Origin of the sequence: Thauera aminoaromatica S2 (assembly GCF_000310185.1) — a bacterium.
Taxonomy (GTDB): Bacteria; Pseudomonadota; Gammaproteobacteria; order Burkholderiales; family Rhodocyclaceae; genus Thauera; species Thauera aminoaromatica.
On record NZ_AMXD01000292.1, the window covers coordinates 1 to 1,171 of the forward strand.

The 1,171-nt window shown below is 66.2% G+C and carries 2 protein-coding genes; both read right to left on the reverse strand.

Features of this window, described 5'->3' with window-relative positions:
- A partial coding sequence (locus tag C665_RS19660) for a transposase zinc-binding domain-containing protein (RefSeq protein ID WP_004330199.1) occupies positions 1-233 on the reverse strand: 233 nt, incomplete at its 3' end.
- A 7-nt stretch (positions 234-240) separates the two neighbouring features.
- Positions 241-1,116: a tyrosine-type recombinase/integrase gene (locus C665_RS19665; RefSeq protein ID WP_004265662.1), complete on the reverse strand. Its 876-nt coding sequence runs from the start codon at positions 1,114-1,116 to the stop codon at positions 241-243.
- Positions 1,117-1,171 lie beyond the last annotated feature (55 nt).

A 1,171-nucleotide genomic window follows, 5' to 3' on the forward strand; every position in this document is an offset into this window, starting at 1 on the left:
GCCCGCGCCTGACACTTCGGGCAGTGCCGGTTGCGGCACGAGTTGTAGCTGATGTCGATCTGCTCGCAGGCCTCACAGCGCAGCACATGCCCACCCAGCGCCGCAGTGCGGCACTGTTCGATGGCCGACATGACCTTCAACTGCCCGAGGCTCAAGTGATCGTGCTGGGCGAGACGCCACGCCGGCCCGAAGGCGCGGAAGATGTCCGCGACCTCCAGTGCGGAGCGGACCACGATGCGCCTACGCCGACTGCAAGGTCTCCAGCGGACTGACGACTTCGCGCAGCAGGTCGGTGGCGACCTGGGTGTAGATCACCGTGGTGTCGAGTTTCTTGTGGCCGAGCAGCGCCTGGATGATGCGGATGTCGACCTTCTGCTCGAGCAGGTGGGTCGCGAAGCAGTGGCGAAGCGTGTGCATCGACACCCGCTTGTCGATGCCGGCCGCCAGGGCGGCGGCCTGAACAGCGCGATTGAGTTGGCGCGGGCTCAGTGACTCGATCGGGTTGAGGCCCGGGAACAACCAGCCGCCATCGAGCATTTTGCCCTGCGCCCGGGCGACCCGCCACCACACGCGCAACCGCTCCAGCAGCAGGGGCGAGAGCATCGCGTAGCGATCCTTGCGGCCTTTGCCTTGCTCGACCCGCAGGGTCATGCGCCCGCTGTCGACGTCGCTGACCTTGAGCGAGACCACTTCGCTCGCTCGCAGTCCGGTCGCGTAGGCGAGCGACAGCGCCGTCTGGTGCTTGAGATTGTTGCAGGCGGCGATCAGGCGCGCGACCTCCTCGCGGCTGAGCACCACCGGCAAGCGCTGCGGCAGCCGGACCGGCTGCATTCGTGCCATCAACTCGCCGCGTTGAAGCGTGATATCGAAGAAGAACTTCAGCCCGCTGATGGCGGCGTTGAGCGACATCGGCGAGGTGCCGGTATCGACCAGGTGCAACTGGTAGTTGCGCAGGTCCTCCACCGTGGCGCTATCGGGCGCGCGCCCCAGATAGCGCGTGAACCGGCACACCGCACGGATGTACGCACTCTGCGTCTTGGGGGTGAGCTTGCGCATCCGCATGTCGTCGAGCATGCGCTGGCGCAAGGGGCTGACGGGACGAGTCGGGGTGTCCATGGCTTGCTCCTGTCGAAAATGAGGCCGATTGCCTCATCTCCCACCATGGCAAGCC